Genomic DNA, 17301 nt, shown 5'->3' on the forward strand with positions numbered 1-17301 from the left:
CGCAACGGCTTTTTCCACATGGGCGACTTGTTCCGGCGCAATGCGGACGGCACCGTCGACTTTATGGATCGGGCGAAATACTTGACTAAGACGGGCGGCGAGAACGTCTATCCTGCGGAAATCGAGCGTGTGCTTCTATCTCATCCCGGTGTGGTCGATGCCGCGGTAGTGCGGGCATTCGACGTGAAATGGGGGGAAAGCCCGGTGGCCTTTGTCGCCTGCAGCAAGGACGGGCCGGATGCCGAGGCGCTGATGAATTTGTGCCGCGAAAACCTCGCTGGCTACAAACGGCCGCGCGAGTTTCTTTTCATCGCGTTCGAGGATTTTCCCAGATCGACCAGCGGAAAGGTCCAGCGGCATATCCTCGAAGCCCGGCTCGCGGATTAATTTGCGCCCCGGCCCGATCGTTACCCCGCCACGCCCGTTCGCCCCACCAGCGCCATAAGTGTTCCGGTCATCGTTGCGACGAGCTTTTCATCCTGGCCCTTCACGGCATAGGCACGCGCCTCGCAAATGGTCAGCGTCCTGCCTGGTTTCACCACGTTAGCGACGAAACGAAACCGTTCGCCATCCGCCGGGTTGAGCAAGTTGATCTTGAATTCGACTGTCAAAACGGCCGCGTCCGCGGGCATCAGCGAAAAGGCCGCGTATCCGCAGGCGCTGTCCAGCGCTGTCGACACGATTCCGGCATGCAAAAACCCATGTTGCTGGGTCAGGGCATCCTCATGTGCCATCTCCAGAACAATGCGGCCGGGCGATAGCTCGGCAATGCTGACCCCCAACGTGTTCATCACCTTCTGGCGATCAAAACTGTCGCGCACGCGTGCGTCATAGTCGGGGTTTTTCGGTTTGAATTGCGTCATGGCGGGTCTTCCTCTTCGATTTCATTCGTCAATGACCAATCTTAGGCGGTCTTTGAGGCGCGTATCTTGTAGCGAAAGGTCAAAACGATGCGGAACGGACTGAGCGCGCAACGCGCCGGGCGGTTTGCCGGCGAAGATCCGGCAAGCGACGGACATATGGGATTGATCGCAATATCCGGCGTCCAGCGCCAGATCGCTCAGCGGCAGGCTCTGTGACGCAAGCTGCCCAAGAGCCTGGCGAAAGCGCCGCGAGGCGGCAAGCCGCCGCCGCGACACGCCGGTATCCGCCCGCACCTTTCGACGTTCGGTCCGGTCGCTGTACGCTCCGGGTGGTGCGGCAAAGCGCAGGTCTCTCGCAAGGCCGTCAAGCACCGCGATGAGCGCAGGCAGGTCATCGTCACCGGTCTGAACACGGGCCAGTTCTGAGGCCAACGTGTCCAGCACTTCGGATTCGGGTAAGTGCTTCGGTCGTGACGACAGCCTCAGCCCGGCCACGACACCATGGAATGGCCTTGGGCGGGGAGTGAAGCCCGAGCGCGGTGGCGCCAGCGATACACGCGCCCCGCTGCTGTCGTCGCGCGTTACCGAAAGGGTAAAGAGGTCGGTTGCGAACCGCCCGCGTCCTCCACCGCTCAGCACACCGGTATCGCGGAACACGAACAAATGGTCGATCTGTTTGGCCGCTTCCTCGAGCGGCGCCAGTTCGAGATAAAGCGGCGCCGCCATCAGTTTACTTGACGAAAGCATCCCGGTTCTCGGCGACGAAATCGGCAAATCGGCGCGCCGGGCGTCCCATCACATCGCTGACCGTGGTCTCGATGCCGGCTAGGTAGCCCCTGGGCGCGATAGAGGCCAGTTCGACCATGGCCCCGGCGACCTCGTCCTGCATTCCGCCGGCCACCATGCCCGCCCTGGCATCCTCGGCCGACAGGGACACGCACGACACTGTTCGTCCCGTCACCCCGGACAGAAGGGCCGCGATGTCATCCCCTGCAAGAGCTTCGGGCCCGGTCAGGCCAAGAACCTTGCCTTCGTACCCCGGAGCGGTCAGCGCCTCGGCGGCGACATCCGCGATGTCGCGGGCGTCGATCCAGGCCACGGGGCCGCCCAGATCGTCATAGTACACGGCGTCCTTTGCAATGTTGCCGGCCTGCCACAGCAGGTTCTGCATGAAATAGGTCGGCTGGACAAAGGTCCAGTCAAGGCCGCTTTGCTTCAGCAGTTCCTGGGTTTCGGAATGCCACTTTCCAAAGGTCAGCCCGGCCTTGGGCGATGCGCCAAGCCCCGTGGCCAAAACGATATGGCGCACGCCTGCGGCCTTGGCCGCCTCGATCACGTTCGCCTTCCATTGGCGCATGTTCAGATGTGCAGGCGTGACCAGGTATATCTTTTCTGCCCCGTCACAGGCCCGCGCCAGCGCGGCAGGGTCCGTGAAATCCGCTGCGACCGCCTCGCATCCTTTGGCCCTTAGCGCATCTAACTTGGAGGGGGCGCTGGTGACAGCGCGCACGGACGCGCCTTTTGCCAGAAGCGTATCGACGAGGGGCGCGCCAGTCGTGCCCGTGGCTCCGAAAACAGTGATCATGACTTTTCCTTTTGCAGGTCTGCGATGGGCTGAATGGTTTCCGGGTTGCTGATCGACGACAGATCGCCTGGATCTTCACCGAGAAAGGCGGCGCGCACGACACGGCGCATGGTTTTCATGCTGCGGGTCTTGGGCAGCGCTTCGACAAAGTGGATCTCGCGCGGGCGGAAGGGTTTCGAGACGATCTCCCCGACACGATCCTTGAGCCGGTTCACGAGCTCCGCGTCCGGCGACACATTTGGTGCCGCCACGCAGACGCAGACGACAGCCACGCCCTTGATGTCATCAGGTGCCGCGATGGCCGCGGCGTCCACCACCTCTCCGGTTTCGGTCAGGGCCGCCTCGATCTCGGGCGGGCCGATGCGTTTGCCGGCGATGTTCAGCGTGTCGTCCGACCGGCCCAGGATATACCATGTCCCGTCCGGATCGCAGCGCACCCAGTCGCCGTGCCGCCAGAGGCCGGGGAAGGTGGACCAGTAGGTGTCAAGGTAGCGATCGCGGTCCCCCCTGATGGCCGGGGTCAGACCCAGAGGCGGCTGGGTCACGACCAGTTCCCCGACCTCCCCCGGTGCGACTTCGCGGCCGTCCTGGCGCAGAACCTTGGCCCCGACACCCAGGGCCTGGGCCGAAAATCCGCCGGGCTTGAGCTCGTGCAGCACGGTCGAGGTCAGGATCGCGCCAAAAAGCTCGGTCCCGCCCGAGATGTTCAGCGGCACGGCGCGGCGGCGGCAGATATGATCGAGCTGCCAGAGCCAGGCGTCGTCGGTCCAGGGCTCGCCGGTCGAGGCGACGATGCGCAGGGGCGACAAGTCGTAGCCCGACAAGGGTTCAGTATCCTGCGTCATGAACTGCCGTACCAGGGTCGGGGCCACACCGAGATGCGTGACCTCCATCTCGGACGCAAGACGCAGCAGCCTGAAGGGATCGCCGGGCATTGATGGTGCGCCCTCGGCCAGCACCAGAGTCGAACCGGACAAGAGCACCGATAAAAGGGTGAGCGGTCCCATGACCCACCCCATGTCGGTCATCCAGAGGTGCCGGTCATCCCGTTTCATGTCGAGGCAAAGCAGGAAATCGGCCGTGGCCTTGGCCTGCACGCCCAAATGGGTATGCACGACACCCTTGGGCCGCCCGGTGGTGCCCGATGTATAGGCGATGAGAAAGGTGTCATCGGCACTGACGGGAACGGCGGCAAACTCCGGACTGGCGCGGCCCACTGTTTCGGTCCAGTCCAGATCGCGGGCCGGATCGGCCATCGCACCGCCGAACCGTCGCAGGCTGATCACGGTATGAACCGATGGCACGTCGGTCAAAGCCTGGGCGAGGCTCGCTTCCATCCAGACCGGCTTGCCTCGCCGGGGTGTGGCATCCGCTGTCAGCACCGCCACGGCATCCGCGTCGTTCAGGCGCGATACGATGGCATGAGGCGCAAAACCGGAAAACAGCGGCACCGCAACCGCGCCCAGCCGGGCAATACCCAGAAGCGCGGCCTCGATTTCGGGGATCATCGGCATATAGATGCCCACCGCCTGACCGGGCCTTACACCGCGCGTGGCAAGGGCCGAGGCAACGCGGGAGGCTTCGGCGGTAAGGTCGGAATAGGTCCAGCGGCGGCGGCTTCCGTCTTCGCCGACCCAGTCGATTGCGACCTTGTCGCCCAAGCCATCGGCAATTCGGGCGTCAAGACAGGTTTCCGTCAGATTCAAAGTACTCCCGACGGCCCACCGGATCGATTCGGGCCCTTCGGAGATATCTCGCAACCGGCTGTAGGGCCGCGCGAACCGTATCCCGGCATGGTCAATGATCTGGCCCCAGAACCAGTCTGGGTCTTCATTCGAACGGCGGACGAGTTCCTCGTAACTGTCAATGCCGCAGCCCCTCAGAAATGCGGTCAGCGTGCTTGTCCGCTGGATGTCAGAGCCTGGCTGAAACATTCGCAACCTTTCTAGAATGAAAAAGGGCCGCACATAAGGCGCGGCCAGTCGGGGAGGTAACTCTTGGCACGGTTTGGCAGCAGCGCCTTGAGTCCGGCGCTGCTGCCAGCGTTTTAACCGTGCATGGACAAGCCGCCCGAAACCGAAATCACCTGGCCGGTAATGAATCCTGCGTCGTCCGACGACAGGAAGCAGATGATGCCAGGGTAATCTGTCGGCTGCGCAAGACGCTTCATCGGAATCGCCCGCTTGAGACCTTCGGCGATCTTTTGACCGGCCTCGCCCTCGGCAACCTGAGCGAACAGCGGCGTATCGGTCGGGCCGGGGGCGACCGCATTCAATTGAATACCTTTACGCGCCAGTTCGCGCGCTACGGTTTTGGTGAACGAGATGATGCCGCCCTTGCAGGCCGAATACACGGCTTCGCCGGATGATCCGACGCGTCCGGCGTCGGACGCGATGTTGACCAAACGGCCGCCCCCGTTCTTGACCATGCCCGGAAGCACCGCGTGATGCATATGCAGCGGACCGTAAAGATTGATGTCGATGACCTTCTTCCAAAGGTCGGGATCGGTGTCGAGGAACGGTTTGATCACGTCCCAGCCGGCATTGTTCACCAGCACATCGACCGGACCCCCGGCCTCGAACTCGGCTACAGCCATGTCGACCTGGGCACGGTCGGTGATGTCCACCTTGAAGGCCTGCGCCTTGCCGCCGGCCTCGGTGATCAGGCGAACCGTTTCCTTCGCCCCGTCTTCGCTCATGTCAAAGATCGCAATCTCGGCACCTTCTTCGCCGAACCGTTCGCACACCGCGCGCCCGATGCCGCTGCCGCCGCCTGTCACGATCACGCGTTTTCCACTCAACCCTCGCATATGGAGGTCCTCCTCTTCCGTTATCATCTTGGCAAAGAACTTGATTCGGAACGTTCCTTACATTATTCTAACATCTGTTAGATTTAATGCAATGGACAGTCTCGTGTCCCGCAAGTATCGAAATGGAATGGTACACAAGACTGACCCACCCAGGACACTGAGCGAAGACTTGAGCAAGTCTGAGAGGACACGTGAGGGTATCCTTTCGGCGGCTGCGCGACTTTTTCGGTATGAAGGCTATCACGCAACGACTATGCGCGACATCGCGCAGGAAGCTGGCATTGAGGCTGGCAGCGTTTATTATCATTTTCAATCCAAGGACCAGATTCTGAGCGAAGTTCTCGATCTTGGCGTCCGTCAACTATATCAGAAGGTCAGTGAAATCGTTCGGTCGGCACCGGCAAATTCGGAGGGTTTTCGCAAGACTTTCGGACTGCTGATTGAAACACACCTTACCTACCTATTGACCGACAGCGACTTCACGTCAGCCAATATTCGGAACTATCCGATGTTGTCGGACGAGACACGCGCCCCGCATCGCGAATTGCGTGCATCATATGCGGGTGCCTGGGCCAAATTCCTGTATGACGCCAAGCGCAACGGTCACCTCCGAAATGACATATCCACAACAGTCATTCGCCAATTCATCCTCAGTGCCATGAACTGGACTGTGGAATGGTATAATATCGACAAGTATCCGGTGCGCATCCTCGCGGAACGAATGAGTAAGCTGATACTTGACGGAATGTCTCTGCATCGCAAGGCGGATACCGAAGGCTTGAAGCTGTGCTCCGCCACTCCCGCCAAAATCCCGGATCCCGACGGCAAGGCGGCTAAGACCCGTGCAGAAATCCTAAAGGCCGCAGCGCACGTTCTGAGGGACAATGGCTACAAGGCGGCGACCCTTAGAAAGATCGCGGAAGAAGCGGACATGAAAGCGGGCAGCGTCTATTACCATTTCAACTCCAAGGAAGCGATCATTGACGAAGTTCTAAACGCCGGGCTGAGGGACTTGTTATCAGGTGTCGAAGCCGCCGTTCGGAAATTCGATGTCCCGTACGATCATCACGCCAGGATAGCGACTGCAATCTGGGCGCACCTTGATTTCCTCTTCAAGGCAAGCGAATTCACCTCGGCGAATATCAGAAGCTATGGAATGCTCCCCAATCATTTCAGGGAGAGGCACAGGGGTATTCGCCATGAGTATGGAAAACTCTGGGATTGGATACTCCGTGAAGCTCAGGACGACGGTGCCATACGGTCGGATATCAAGATCGTCCCCTTGCGCCAGGTGATGTTGGGTGCCTTAAACTGGACGGTGGAATGGTTCGACCCGAACAAGGCAGGAGTGGAAGGATATCTATCACTGCCTGAATTCTCCAGCATGCTCATCAATCTGTTACTGGAAGGCATTTGTAACCGGGAAGCGGCCCCGTCCACAGGACAAGGTGGCCCTGAAAGCGGTTGCCCGGTCAGACCAGAAGGAAGTGATACAGCCCTTCGGCAACCGCCTTTTCCCGATCCGTCTGCCAGCTGAGCACGCTGACGCTTGCCATCCGCTTGCCTTTGCGCGTGACGTTAGCGCGCGCAAAAAGCGGTCCCTTCACACCAGGTCTGAGGTAATCGACGGTCAGGTTGATCGGCTTGGCCGGAACGTCGGCGAAATCGGGCTGTACCGCGATGGCGGCAGTGGCCTCCATAAAGCTCGCGATTATGCCGCCATGGTAGTACTCCATGATCGGGTTACCGATATGGCGGTCATCAAAGGTCATTTCCGCCTCAGCATGGAGACTGTCTAGACTTCTGACCTCAAAGTTGAGAAATCGGAAGAACGGCACCCGGGATACATTGGCATTGACAGTTTGCACGTCCATCACGAGGTTTTTCCTTTTGTCATTGCGTCAAAAAGGCTGGTTTCGCCGCGCGTCAATGCAAACGAGGCGGTTCCTCTGGCTATTTCAGCATCCTCATGGCCCGCGAACCAGACGCTGCCGGAATTGAAGGCGATGTGGCGGGTCTTGCGAAAACAATGCGCTTGAACGATGACATCCGCGCGCGAACGGGCCGGGCGCAGGTAATCAACTCTGAGGTCAAGAGTGGCCATGGTACTGACGCCTTCGATGGCAACAAAGTTCGCCAGTCCAAAGACACTATCCAGAAGTGCCGTCAGGATACCACCGTGGAGCAGCGATTGTTCCGCATCGACGCAAAAGTCCGGATTGAACGGCATCCGAACCCGAACACTTTCGGTCGAGATCTCTTCGATCTCAAGCGCCATATGCGGTATCAGACCCTTGCCGCGCGCATTCCACATCTGCGCGATTTGCTCCATCTTCTTTTGGGTGATGTCTGACATGCGATCTTTCCTTTAACGCCCCGTGAAATTGGGTTTTCGTTTTTCGACGAACGCAGCAACCGCCTCGTGGTGGTCTTCGGTCTGATGCATGAGCGCCTGATAGGCCGCCGCGGAATTCAGGAAATCCGGCAGGTCCATCCGTTCGGCATTGCGCATCAGACGCTTGGCGACCCGCACCGCGCGCGGCGGTTTCGCGGCGATGACAGCGGCCCGTTCGCGGGCCCGTTCCATCAATTTTTCATGAGGCGCAAGTTCAAGCACCATACCAAGCTCCAGCGCTTCCTTGGCCTCGACCATGCGCCCTGAGAAGGTCAGATCGGCGGCCCTCTGGTGGCCCAGACGACGCAACAGGAACCAGCTGCCCGCATCGCCCGGAATGATTCCGAGATTCAGAAACACCTCGCCGAACCTTGCTTTTTCCGACGCGATGCGCATGTCGCACATCATGGTCAGGTCGCACCCCGCGCCCACCGCCGGGCCGTTGACTGCGGCGATGGTCGGAATATCCATGTTGTAGAGCGCCTGTGGCAGGCGCTGCACCCCGTCGACATAGCTCTGCACCGCCGCCAGCGGCTCCTTGCGGAACACGCTGTCGGGATCGTTCATTTCCTTGATGTCGCCGCCGGCACAAAAGGCCGGGTCGGCGCCGGTCAGGATCATCACGCTGACCTGAGGATCGGCCTGCACCTTGGCAAAGGTCTCCAGAAGGGCAGCGATCATGTCGTTTCCGGTGACCGGGTTGCGCCGCTCGGGATCGTTCAGCGTAACCGTGGCGATCCTGTCGGAAATCTCCAGAAGGACTGGGTGTTTACTCATTCTTGCCATCTCCCCGTTCGCGTTTCTCGAACATCGCGGGGTTGATCATGTCCCGCGCGTCATGACCCATATGCAAGGTCTCACCGCCGTCTACATAAATGTCTTCTCCGGTGATGAAACCGCCAAGTTTCGAGGCCAGGAAAATGATCGTGCCTGCGATGTCCTCGGCCGCCCCCATCCGGTTTAGCACCGAGCGGTTCAGCTTTTTCCACTGTTCCGGCGGAATCGGATAGCGGCCAAGCGCATCGGTCTTGATCGTGCCCGGCGCGACACAGTTCAGCCGGATGCCGTACTCGCCCCATTCGGCGGCCAGCGTTTTCATCATTCCCGTCACACCGGCGCGGGCGGCGACGGTGTGTGTAAAGCCGGTAAGCGCGGTGCGCGCCGAGATGGCGGTGACAAACACAACCGATCCACCATTGTCGTACATGAAGTGATCCGCCGCTGCCCGGGTCATCTGCCAAGACCCGATCAGGTTGTTGCGGATCACGGCTTCGAAGCCCTTGTTGGTGATATCGCGGGCGGCCGCGATATACTGGCCGCCGGCATTGTTCACCAAAACATCCAACTGCCCATAGTGGTCCTTGATCCGCCCCATCGCAGCTTCGATACTGTCTTCGTCGCGGGTGTCTCCGGGCACGACAAAGGCCTCGCCCCCCGCCGCCCGGATCATTTCGGCGGTCTCTTCCAGCGGCTCTTCGCGGCGCGCGAACAGCGCAAGCCTGGCCCCGCAAGCGGCCATTTCGATCGCCGTCGCCCGGCCCATTCCAGATCCGGACCCCGTGACCAGGGCAACCTGACCCGCCATGAGATCCGACGCGTAACGCCTTGATTTCGCTTCGCTCATGTTCCGCCCCTAGTTCTTCAGCAATTCGCCAGAGATGATGAGTTTGCGAACCTCCTGGGTGCCTGCGCCGACCTCAAGCACGCGACCGGTCCGGTACAGCCGGTTCACTTCTGTATCACGCATGTAACCCGAGCCGCCGTGAATCTGGACAGCTTTGTCCAGCACGAAGGATGTCGCCTCAGCGGCCTTGTAGATCGCCGCAGCGGTGAGCTTGTGGATTTCGCCGCGCCCGCCTTCGCCCTCTTCGAGGCCTTCACACATGGCAGCGGTGCGCAAGGACAGGCTCCGCGCGGCCTCGATCTGCGTATACATGTCGGCCAGCATCGCCTGAACCATCTGAAAACTGGCGATCGGTTTGCCGAATTGCTGGCGTGTCTTGGCGTAATCGATGGAAATATCCAGCGCCCGCTGCGCAATGCCCAGAGCGTTGAAACAGACGATGGCACGTTCCAGATCAAGCCCGGACATGGTAACGGCAACGCCGCCATCCAGCTTGCCGACCATGTTTCTGGCCGGAACGCGGCAATCTTCGAGTACCAGTTCGCCCGTCGGCGAGCCGCGGAATCCCATCTTGTTGAGCTTCTGCGCCACCTTGAAACCAGGCGTGTCGGTTTCCACGATAAAGGCGGAAATACCCTTGGCCCCCTTTTCCGGCGAAGTCTTGGCATAGACCAGGACCAGATCGGCAATCGGTCCGTTGGTGATGTAGATCTTGGCGCCGTTCAGGATGTAGTCGTCGCCATCCTTTTTGGCCGTGGTCCGCATCGAGCCAAGCGCATCAGACCCCGCGCCGGGTTCGGTCAGGCCCAGGGCGCCGATCAGCGTGCCGTTGCACAGACCTGGCAGGTATTTTCGGCGCAACTCGTCATTGGCGTTGCGATAGATGTTGTTGACGCAGAGGTTGTCGTGCGCCACATGGGTCAGTCCGATGGCCGCAGAGGATCGCGACAGCTGTTCGGTGATGATACAGGCCGAGGTGAAATCCAACCCAGCGCCGCCGAATTCCGGCGACACGTTCAGTCCCAGGTAGCCCATTTCGCCCAGCTTGGGGAAAACCGAAGACGGCAGGTCATCAGTATCGTCCATTTCCGCATTCAGATGGTGGAATTCGGACATGAAGAACTTGCCGGCCTGATCGGCCAGAGCCTGCTGTTCGTCCGTCATGAAATGTGTTGGCAGAGCGGTGTCGTTGCGCAGTTGCTTGTTCATGGTCTCGTCCCCCTCAGGCGCGCAAAAGTTCTTCGGCAATGATGATCTTGCGGACTTCGCTTGTTCCCGCGCCGATCTCCAACAATTTGTTGGCGCGGAACAGCCGGTTGATCTCGGTGTCCTGCATGTAGCCAGAGCCACCATGAATATGGCAGGCTTCGGTCACCGCCTTGTTGAATGCCTCGCCGGCGGAAAGACAGGCCGCCGCTGTCAATTTGTGGATTTCGCCGCGGCCCCCGGCCCCTTTTGGCAGGCCGGTACAGGCGGCCAGCGCACGATAACTGAAGGCACGCGCGGTTTCGACCTCGGTGTAGATCTCGGCCAATTTCGACTGCATCATCTGGAAACTTGCAATCGGCTTGCCGAATTGTTCGCGAATCTTGGCGTATTCCAGACCCAGCTCCAGCGCGCGTTCGGCCATGCCAACGCAGACTGAGGCAACCATAGCACGCTCCAGGTCCAGCCCGCTCATTACCACCGAAACGCCGGTGTTTTCTAGTCCAACCATGGCGGATGCGGGTACGCGGCAATCCTCAAACACCAGTTCTCCGGTTGGCGAGCCGCGGAAACCCATCTTGTCAAGCTTTTGCGCCACCTTGAAACCGGGATTTTCCGTCTCGATGATGAAAGCGGAAATGCCCTTGGCGCCCTTCGACTTGTCGGTTTTGGCATAAAGCAGGATCACATCGGCAATCGGCCCGTTGGTGATGTAGATCTTCGAGCCGTTGATGACATAATCATCGCCGTCGCGGCGGGCGGTGGTCGCCATGGATCCGAGCGCATCGGATCCTGCACCCGGTTCGGTCAGGCCCAGAGCGCCAACCAGGTCGCCCGAGCAAAGACCCGGCACATATTTCCTTACCTGCTCTTGCGATCCATTGCGCAGCAGGTTGTTCAGGCACAGGTTGTCATGCGCCCCGTGCGAGAGGCCCACAGCCGGATTCCATTTCGAGATAACTTCGGATACCAGCGCCTGGGTGAATTCGTTCTGCCCCGATCCGCCAAGCTCTTCGGGTGCGGTAATCCCCAGCAGGCCCAGCTCGCCCATCTGCTTGAACAGATCATCGGGCCACCATTCCTCGTCATCCATGCGCGCCTGCAGCGGGTGCAGCACCTCGCGCGATACCCGATCCACGTGATCGACAATCTGGCGTTGCTCATCGGTCAAAGAATAGTTCGCCCTGATGGCTTCCAGATCAGCCGCGATAGCCTCACTTTGAGTGGTCATATCATCCTCCCGAAAAATGTCGTCCGCAGTGTTGACCAAAATCAAACACATGTTAGAAAATAGATCAAGCCAAGCTTTTGACGACCTGACGTAAGAAAGCGCGGTGTCCTGAATGCAGGGGGGAGCTTCGGAAATGACTGAGAGCGTTGTTCAATCGCAGGCGCTCGGCAAAGAAGTGCGTATCACGATTCGACGTCCTGATAATCGAAATGCCCTCAACCGTGAGGTCGCAGACGGGATCATTGCCGCCATATGTGCTGCCGAGAGGGACAGCGATTGCCGCGTGATCGTTCTGACCGGCGAGGGCGAGCGCGCCTTCTGTGCCGGGGGCGACATCAAGGCGGGGGCGGATGGCGGCCCGTTTGTTCAGGATCCGGCGGCCCCGGATCATTTTGCCGGAAGGTTGTTCGAGACGATACAGGCGTGCCGAAAGCCAACGATCGCGCGCATCAATGGCGTCGCGATGGGGGCGGGGGCGGGCGTCATCTGTGCCTGCGATCTGGCTGTGATGGCGGATCATGCCCGCATCGGAACGCCGGAAGTGAAGGTAGGTCTGTTTCCCATGACGATCGTGCCACCCATGATGCGCGTGCTGCCCCGGCGGAGGCTGATGGAGATGTTCATCACCGGCGTTCCTCTGACGACCGAGGAAGCCCTGCAGTTCAATCTGGTCAACTACGTGACCGATGCCGCGGGGTTGGACGGCAAGGTTGCAGAACTGGTTGCCCAGATTGCTGCGCAGTCGCCGAGCGCGATCCGGCTGGGAAAATACGCCTGTCACGCGATGGAGGATATGACCTATCCGCAGCAAATGCGGTTTGCAGAAACACTTTTGCCGCTTGTGGCGCAGACCGAAGACGCGCGCGAAGGCTTTGATGCCTTCATTGCGAAGCGCAAACCTGAATGGACGGGCCGCTGATCAAGCGGGGAGGAGAGGAATATGTCGGATCGAAAGCTGCGCATCGGATGCGCGTCGGGCTTCTGGGGCGATACGCCGGAAGCGATCGGTCAACTGGTCTCAAAGGGCGAGATCGACTATCTGGTGTTTGACTATCTTGCAGAGGTGACAATGTCGCTGATGGCGCGGGCCCGCGCCAAAGCGCCCGAGTCGGGCTATGCGCCGGACTTCGTCAAGGCGCTGGCACCCTGGTTGCCGGATATCAAGGCAAAAGGGATCAAGGTCGTTGCCAATGCCGGGGGCGTGAACCCGCGTGGCTGCAGCGATGCGCTTGCCAAAGCCGCCGCCCAGGCCGGGATCGATCTGTCCATCGGAGTCGTGCTGGGCGATGACCTGTTGCCCAGGGCCGATGAAATTCGCAAAAATGGTCAGACGGAAATGTTCTCGGGTGTCGAATTTCCAGATGATATCTGGAGCATGAATGCCTATCTGGGTGCCCGCCCCATCGCTGCCGCGCTGGATGCCGGGGCCGACATTGTGATCACCGGACGCTGCGCCGACAGCGCGGTCGCGCTTGGTACCCTGATGCATGAGTACGGCTGGGGCGACGATGACTGGGACAAGCTCAGCCAGGGATCGCTGGCCGGCCACCTGATCGAATGCGGCCCCCAGGGAACCGGCGGCAACTTCACCGACTGGCAGGACGTGCCGGGTTGGGACAATATGGGCATGCCCATCGTCGAGGTGTCCGAAGACGGCAGTTTCATCATGACCAAGACGCCTGACACCGGCGGGCTGGTCGTGCCCGGGTCAGTCGGAGAGCAGATGCTCTATGAAATCGGGGATCCGCGCGCCTACCTGTTGCCCGACGTGATCTGCGACTGGTCCGGGGTCACCCTGGAGCAGGTCGGACCTGATCAGGTGCTGGTCAAGGGCGGCAGGGGGCTTGGGCGGACCGACAGCTACAAGGTGTCGGCGACCCATGCCGATGGCTGGCGCGCGGTCTCTACCCTGACACTGGCCGCGATTGATGCACCCGCCAAGTCCGAACGTGTGGCCGAGGCGATCCTGACCCGCTGTCGCCGGATTTTCCACGACCGCAACATGGGCGATTTTCGGCAGGTCAGCGTCGAGGTGCTGGGGGCCGAGGCGGCCTATGGTGCAAATGCGCGCGCCCGGACCCGCGAGGTGGTGCTCAAGATTGGCGCGGTCCATGACGATCGCGCCGCGCTGAACATCTTTGCCGGCGAAATCGCACCGATGGCGATTTCGACCGCGCAGGGTCTGACCGGGTTCTTCGCCGGACGGCCCAAGGTGCAGCCGGTGGTCCGTCTGTTCTCCTTCCTTCAGAGCAAGGCCGAGACCCCCGTCGCGGTCGAGGTCGACGGCAAGGATGTGCCCGTGAGCGTAGCCACCACGCCAGTGCACCTTGATCCGACTGCCGCACCACTCGCAGATAGCCGCGAGCTCGGTCCGGACGCTGTCAAGGTCCGCCTCGTCGAACTGGCCTGGGGCCGCTCGGGCGACAAGGGGGACATCGCCAATATCGGCATCCTTGCGCGTAAGCCGGACTACCTGCCATATATCCGCTCGGCTCTCAGCGAAGAGGTGGTGAAAGACTATTTCGCCCATGTCTGCGAAGGCAGGGTAGAACGGTTCGACTTGCCTGGAAGCCATTCGCTGAATTTCCTGTTGCATGAATCGCTTGGCGGTGGCGGCATCGCCTCGGTCCGCATAGACCCGCAGGGCAAAGGGTTCGCGCAGATGCTGCTTGATATCGAAATTCCCGTGCCAGCCGATCTGGCCGCACGTGACGGACTGAATGCCGCGAACCCGAACTAAGAGGACGACACCATGACCATTTCGAAACTCCTGGTCGCCAATCGGGGTGAGATCGCGGCGCGCGTGTTGCGCACCGCCAAGGCCCGCGGGCTTGCGACGGCCGTGTTGAGTCATGTCGCCGAGCAAGAGGGGCCGGCGCATCTGATCGCAGATGAGGTCGTGATGATCGACGGCCCGACGCCCGTGGCCGCCTATCTCGATATTCCTCAGATCGTCGAAGCCGCCAAAGGGATCGGCGCGGACGCGGTGCATCCCGGCTATGGCTTTCTGTCAGAGAATGCCGGTTTTGTCGCGGCGCTGGAAAAAGCCGGAGTGACCTTTGTCGGCCCGACGTCCGAGGTCATCGACCTGATGGGGGACAAGGTCCGCGCCCGCGCCTTTGTCGAGGAACGCGGGTTTCCCGTCGCCCCCTCGGCGATCGAGGATGATGATCCGGCGAGCTTTGTCGAACGCGCCCGCGCCGTTGGCTATCCGCTGCTCATCAAGCCCTCGGCCGGCGGTGGCGGCAAGGGCATGCGCGTCGTACGCGAGGACAGCACGCTGGAGACCGAAATCGAAACCGCGCGCCGCGAAGGCGAACGGTATTTCGGTGACGGCCGTCTGTTTGTCGAACGCTATATCGAACGCCCGCGCCATATCGAGGTGCAGGTGATGGGCGACGGGCAGGGCAACGTAGTCCATTTCTGGGAACGCGAATGTTCGATCCAGCGCCGGTTCCAGAAGATTATCGAGGAAACCCCCTCACCGGCGCTGACCCCCGAGCAACGGGATGAGATCTGCGAGACCGCTGCCGGAATTGCCCGCGCCGTCAAATACCGCGGGGCGGGGACGGTCGAATTCATCTATGCGCAGGATGGGGCCTTTTATTTCCTGGAAATGAACACCCGCCTTCAGGTCGAACATCCGGTGACCGAACTGGTGACCGGTTTCGATCTGGTTGCCGAGCAGCTGCGTGTCGCGGCGGGCGACGGGCTGAGCGCCGTGCAGGCGGATATTCCCCAAACCGGACACTCTATCGAACTGCGCATCTGTGCCGAGGATGCGACGGCCGATTTTCGCCCCGCGATCGGCGATATCCTACTGCTGGACGAACCGCAGGGCGAGGGTGTCCGCGTAGACAGCGGCATTCTGGATGGCGGCAAGGTAACGACCGACTTCGACCCGATGTTGTCCAAGCTGATCGTGCATGGCCCGGATCGCGCGCAGGCCATCGCCCGTGCCCGGAACGCGGTGCAGAACTATTTGATCCTCGGGGTGACGACCAACTCCGGTTACCTGGATGCAATCCTTGCACATCCGGATTTCGCCTCTGGTGACGTTTCAACTGGCTTCCTAGCTGAACAATCCGAAACGCTGACCGCGCCGGGCGAAGATGTCTCGGACCTGCTGATGGCGGCGGCGGCCCTGTCGGACGAACGATTGCTAAGCGACGTGATGCAGATATCGGAAATGCATCGCAAGATGGGTGGCTGGAGAAATTGATGCGACGGATTTTTCTGATCGACGGAGAAGAGACTGATTGCTGGCTGGGTCATGATGGCAGCCGGTTCGTGCTCAATACCCCCACTGGCGCTGTTGCCTGCCAATTGGACCCGACGGGTCTGCCGGGCGGTTACAAGCTACGGGCCAAGAGTGTTGTGCGTGAATTGCGACTGGCCGTGGGGCCGGAAGCAACTTTTGTGCACATGGACGGGCGAACCTACGAAGTCGGGCGGATTGATCCCGCCGAACGCCTGGCCGGAAGCGACGGTGGCGCGAGCGACGACCGATTGGTGGCGCCCATGCCGGGTGTCGTGGTGTCGGTTGCGGTTAAACCCGGCGATGCGGTTGAAGAAGGCCAGCCGCTTCTGGTGATCGAAAGCATGAAGTTGGAAACCACGCTGACGGCGCCGCGCGACGGGGTCGTTGCCGAGATGCCATTCGCCGAAGGCGACAGTTTTGGTCTGAAAGACATCCTGGCCCAATTGGCCCCGGAGGAGGAGTGACCATGCGCAGGATTGAAAGTCAGATCGACACCAATGCCGCCGACTACAAGACAAATTATGCCGCCATGTCTGAACGGCTGAAGGAATTTCACGCCCGCCAGCACGCGGTGCGTTTCGAACGCCCGCAACGCGATATCGACCGCCTTGCCCGCCAGAACAAACTGGGCGTGCGCGAGCGGCTGGAACTGCTGCTGGACCCCGGCACTCCGTTTTTGGAGTTTTCGACCCTGGCGGCCTGTCGTGAATATGACGGGGTGGTGCCCGGCGCAGGCGTGGTTACGGGGATCGGCATCGTGCAGGGGCGCGAGGTCGCCATTCATGCCAATGATGCCAGCGTCAAGGGCGGTGCCTGGTATCCGCATACCGTGAAAAAGGTCGTGCGTCTTCTGGATGTCGCGCTGGAAAACCGTCTGCCGGTCATCCATATCTGCGACAGCGCGGGCGGTTTCCTGCCGCTGCAGCACGGGGTGTTTCCCGACCGGTATCTGGGTGGGCGGGTGTTCCGCAACCAGGTCAAGCTGAGCCAGGCCAATATCCCGCAGATTGCCGTGGTCGGCGGACACTGCACGGCTGGCGGTGCCTATGTGCCGACGCTGAGCGACTACAACATCATCATCGAAGGCACAGGCGCGATTTTTCTTGGAGGTCCGCCGCTGGTCAAGGCGGCCACCGGCGAAGAGGTCGGTGTTCAGGAGCTTGGCGGCGCGGTCATGCACACCTCGGTATCGGGCACCGGCGACTATCGCGCCGCGACCGAACAACACGCCTTTTCAATGGCGCGTGAAATTGTCAGCCAGTGGAAGCGCACACCGAAAACGATCATCGAAACCGCATCTTATGAGGAACCGTATTACAACCCTAAA

General features: G+C 60.7%; 18 protein-coding genes. 7 read left to right on the plus strand and 11 right to left on the minus strand.

Translation table 11 applies throughout. From position 1 onward, the window contains the following. Positions 1 to 18: 18 nt before the first annotated feature. Positions 19 to 387, plus strand: coding sequence for an AMP-binding enzyme (locus XM53_RS23835; RefSeq protein WP_236544603.1), 369 nt, complete (start codon positions 19 to 21; stop codon positions 385 to 387). A 20-nt stretch (positions 388 to 407) separates the two neighbouring features. On the opposite strand, the gene XM53_RS21550 is transcribed toward XM53_RS23835, so the two are convergent. The 5 genes from XM53_RS21550 to XM53_RS21570 form a co-directional block, all read right to left on the minus strand. Beyond that, positions 408 to 863: a PaaI family thioesterase gene (locus tag XM53_RS21550; protein ID WP_057796867.1), complete on the minus strand. Its 456-nt coding sequence runs from the start codon at positions 861 to 863 to the stop codon at positions 408 to 410. Between the two features lie 21 nt (positions 864 to 884). Further along, positions 885 to 1610 carry a helix-turn-helix domain-containing protein gene (locus tag XM53_RS21555; protein WP_057796868.1) on the minus strand — a complete coding sequence of 242 codons (726 nt, stop codon included), beginning with the start codon at positions 1608 to 1610 and terminating at the stop codon, positions 885 to 887. Continuing rightward, the gene (locus tag XM53_RS21560; protein WP_057796869.1) at positions 1594 to 2448 is read right to left on the minus strand and encodes an SDR family oxidoreductase; all 855 of its coding nucleotides are present in this window, start codon (positions 2446 to 2448) and stop codon (positions 1594 to 1596) included. Before XM53_RS21560 ends, XM53_RS21555 begins: the two co-directional genes overlap by 17 nt. Further along, positions 2445 to 4382 (minus strand): AMP-binding protein, encoded by a 1938-nt coding sequence (locus XM53_RS21565; RefSeq protein WP_057796870.1) that lies wholly within the window; start codon positions 4380 to 4382, stop codon positions 2445 to 2447. The genes XM53_RS21560 and XM53_RS21565 overlap by 4 nt, the downstream gene beginning before the upstream one ends. Positions 4383 to 4495: 113 nt before the next feature. Then, positions 4496 to 5284: a glucose 1-dehydrogenase gene (locus XM53_RS21570; RefSeq protein ID WP_328586704.1), complete on the minus strand. Its 789-nt coding sequence runs from the start codon at positions 5282 to 5284 to the stop codon at positions 4496 to 4498. Positions 5285 to 5426: 142 nt separating this feature from the next. Here XM53_RS21570 and XM53_RS21575 point away from each other — a divergent pair, with 142 nt between their 5' ends. Next, positions 5427 to 6794 (plus strand): TetR/AcrR family transcriptional regulator, encoded by a 1368-nt coding sequence (locus XM53_RS21575; RefSeq protein ID WP_236544604.1) that lies wholly within the window; start codon positions 5427 to 5429, stop codon positions 6792 to 6794. On the opposite strand, the gene XM53_RS22835 is transcribed toward XM53_RS21575, so the two are convergent. The 6 genes from XM53_RS22835 to XM53_RS21600 are packed head-to-tail and all read right to left on the minus strand — an operon-like array spanning position 6730 to position 11713. Then, positions 6730 to 7131 carry a PaaI family thioesterase gene (locus tag XM53_RS22835; protein WP_028093915.1) on the minus strand — a complete coding sequence of 134 codons (402 nt, stop codon included), beginning with the start codon at positions 7129 to 7131 and terminating at the stop codon, positions 6730 to 6732. The genes XM53_RS21575 and XM53_RS22835 overlap by 65 nt on opposite strands. After that, on the minus strand, positions 7131 to 7613 hold the full coding sequence (locus XM53_RS21580; RefSeq protein WP_057796871.1) for a PaaI family thioesterase: 483 nt from the start codon (positions 7611 to 7613) through the stop codon (positions 7131 to 7133). The genes XM53_RS22835 and XM53_RS21580 overlap by 1 nt, the downstream gene beginning before the upstream one ends. A 12-nt stretch (positions 7614 to 7625) precedes the next feature. Then, positions 7626 to 8429: an enoyl-CoA hydratase-related protein gene (locus XM53_RS21585; protein ID WP_057796872.1), complete on the minus strand. Its 804-nt coding sequence runs from the start codon at positions 8427 to 8429 to the stop codon at positions 7626 to 7628. Then, on the minus strand, positions 8422 to 9276 hold the full coding sequence (locus XM53_RS21590) for an SDR family NAD(P)-dependent oxidoreductase (protein ID WP_057796873.1): 855 nt from the start codon (positions 9274 to 9276) through the stop codon (positions 8422 to 8424). Before XM53_RS21590 ends, XM53_RS21585 begins: the two co-directional genes overlap by 8 nt. 9 nt (positions 9277 to 9285) lie before the next feature. After that, positions 9286 to 10485, minus strand: coding sequence for an acyl-CoA dehydrogenase family protein (locus XM53_RS21595; RefSeq protein WP_057796879.1), 1200 nt, complete (start codon positions 10483 to 10485; stop codon positions 9286 to 9288). A 13-nt stretch (positions 10486 to 10498) separates the two neighbouring features. Next, the gene (locus XM53_RS21600) at positions 10499 to 11713 is read right to left on the minus strand and encodes an acyl-CoA dehydrogenase family protein (protein ID WP_057796880.1); all 1215 of its coding nucleotides are present in this window, start codon (positions 11711 to 11713) and stop codon (positions 10499 to 10501) included. Between the two features lie 133 nt (positions 11714 to 11846). Here XM53_RS21600 and XM53_RS21605 point away from each other — a divergent pair, with 133 nt between their 5' ends. From XM53_RS21605 to XM53_RS21625, 5 genes are all read left to right on the plus strand, one after another. Beyond that, complete coding sequence (locus XM53_RS21605; protein ID WP_082631173.1) at positions 11847 to 12632, plus strand: enoyl-CoA hydratase-related protein; 786 nt, start codon at positions 11847 to 11849, stop codon at positions 12630 to 12632. Positions 12633 to 12653: 21 nt separating this feature from the next. Continuing rightward, on the plus strand, positions 12654 to 14453 hold the full coding sequence (locus XM53_RS21610; RefSeq protein ID WP_057796875.1) for an acyclic terpene utilization AtuA family protein: 1800 nt from the start codon (positions 12654 to 12656) through the stop codon (positions 14451 to 14453). Between the two features lie 12 nt (positions 14454 to 14465). Further along, positions 14466 to 15935, plus strand: coding sequence for an acetyl-CoA carboxylase biotin carboxylase subunit (locus XM53_RS21615; protein WP_057796876.1), 1470 nt, complete (start codon positions 14466 to 14468; stop codon positions 15933 to 15935). After that, positions 15935 to 16438 (plus strand): acetyl-CoA carboxylase biotin carboxyl carrier protein subunit, encoded by a 504-nt coding sequence (locus XM53_RS21620; protein WP_236544605.1) that lies wholly within the window; start codon positions 15935 to 15937, stop codon positions 16436 to 16438. The genes XM53_RS21615 and XM53_RS21620 overlap by 1 nt, the downstream gene beginning before the upstream one ends. Positions 16439 to 16440: 2 nt before the next feature. Next, positions 16441 to 17301 (plus strand): carboxyl transferase domain-containing protein (locus XM53_RS21625; RefSeq protein ID WP_328586705.1); only part of this gene is annotated, 861 nt, incomplete at its 3' end.

The sequence above is a fragment of the Roseovarius atlanticus genome (assembly GCF_001441615.1).
GTDB lineage: Bacteria > Pseudomonadota > Alphaproteobacteria > Rhodobacterales > Rhodobacteraceae > Roseovarius > Roseovarius atlanticus.

Bases quoted from the DNA above. Each gene is read 5' to 3' on its own strand.
- XM53_RS23835 (WP_236544603.1), top strand. From the start codon at position 19: ATGGGCGACTTGTTCCGGCGCAATGCGGACGGCACCGTCGACTTTATG.
- XM53_RS21550 (WP_057796867.1), bottom strand. From the start codon at position 863: ATGACGCAATTCAAACCGAAAAACCCCGACTATGACGCACGCGTGCGC.
- XM53_RS21555 (WP_057796868.1), bottom strand. From the start codon at position 1,610: ATGCTTTCGTCAAGTAAACTGATGGCGGCGCCGCTTTATCTCGAACTG.
- XM53_RS21560 (WP_057796869.1), bottom strand. From the start codon at position 2,448: ATGATCACTGTTTTCGGAGCCACGGGCACGACTGGCGCGCCCCTCGTC.
- XM53_RS21565 (WP_057796870.1), bottom strand. From the start codon at position 4,382: ATGTTTCAGCCAGGCTCTGACATCCAGCGGACAAGCACGCTGACCGCA.
- XM53_RS21570 (WP_328586704.1), bottom strand. From the start codon at position 5,284: ATGATAACGGAAGAGGAGGACCTCCATATGCGAGGGTTGAGTGGAAAA.
- XM53_RS22835 (WP_028093915.1), bottom strand. From the start codon at position 7,131: ATGGACGTGCAAACTGTCAATGCCAATGTATCCCGGGTGCCGTTCTTC.
- XM53_RS21580 (WP_057796871.1), bottom strand. From the start codon at position 7,613: ATGTCAGACATCACCCAAAAGAAGATGGAGCAAATCGCGCAGATGTGG.
- XM53_RS21585 (WP_057796872.1), bottom strand. From the start codon at position 8,429: ATGAGTAAACACCCAGTCCTTCTGGAGATTTCCGACAGGATCGCCACG.
- XM53_RS21590 (WP_057796873.1), bottom strand. From the start codon at position 9,276: ATGAGCGAAGCGAAATCAAGGCGTTACGCGTCGGATCTCATGGCGGGT.
- XM53_RS21595 (WP_057796879.1), bottom strand. From the start codon at position 10,485: ATGAACAAGCAACTGCGCAACGACACCGCTCTGCCAACACATTTCATG.
- XM53_RS21600 (WP_057796880.1), bottom strand. From the start codon at position 11,713: ATGACCACTCAAAGTGAGGCTATCGCGGCTGATCTGGAAGCCATCAGG.
- XM53_RS21605 (WP_082631173.1), top strand. From the start codon at position 11,847: ATGACTGAGAGCGTTGTTCAATCGCAGGCGCTCGGCAAAGAAGTGCGT.
- XM53_RS21610 (WP_057796875.1), top strand. From the start codon at position 12,654: ATGTCGGATCGAAAGCTGCGCATCGGATGCGCGTCGGGCTTCTGGGGC.
- XM53_RS21615 (WP_057796876.1), top strand. From the start codon at position 14,466: ATGACCATTTCGAAACTCCTGGTCGCCAATCGGGGTGAGATCGCGGCG.
- XM53_RS21620 (WP_236544605.1), top strand. From the start codon at position 15,935: ATGCGACGGATTTTTCTGATCGACGGAGAAGAGACTGATTGCTGGCTG.